The sequence below is a fragment of the Bradyrhizobium sp. 14AA genome (genome assembly GCF_054185205.1).
Genome location: NZ_JAVAYM010000157.1, coordinates 1 through 456, shown reverse-complemented (window position 1 = coordinate 456; position 456 = coordinate 1). Strand labels below are relative to the sequence as shown.

Here is a 456-nt window from a genome sequence, read left to right as displayed (position 1 = left end):
ACGTAAGACTTCATCAACGACCATACTTTGATTGCCATATTCATCTTTCATAAGTCGTAGGGAACGCTTCGTTATGTACCCTCTGTAATGATGTAGAATCTGGTTAATCGCTTCGGTATCGCCATCTGTTGCCTTTACAATGAGAGGAAAGGGAATCATAGGATATTGTGTTTTCATTCTTCAAATTCCTCCATAAACTTTTTAATTAAGGCTAGTCCACTGGTTCTATGCCGATAGACAGTAGAACGGTTCAATTTCAACAGGTCTGCAATTTCTGAATCGCTCATGTCCATAAAGTAAAACAGCAGTAGAATTTCACGTTTCTTGTCTGGCAACTCACGTAATGCTTCACTCCACAAATCATCTTCAACGCCTACTGATAACCCATTGAGTGTAAAAATCTGAAAGTCAGTTGAATAGTCATCTGTTGTCGCAAACTGGCTAACAAGATAATCG

2 protein-coding genes are annotated in these 456 nt (G+C 39.0%); both read right to left on the bottom strand.

The window, feature by feature from the left end; genetic code table 11:
- Window positions 1–159, bottom strand: a 159-nt coding sequence (locus RAD15_RS43785) for a helix-turn-helix domain-containing protein (RefSeq protein WP_458184858.1), incomplete at its 3' end; no start/stop codon positions are given.
- 14 nt (window positions 160–173) lie between these two features.
- Window positions 174–456, bottom strand: a 283-nt coding sequence (locus RAD15_RS43780) for an RNA polymerase sigma factor (protein ID WP_458184857.1), incomplete at its 5' end; no start/stop codon positions are given.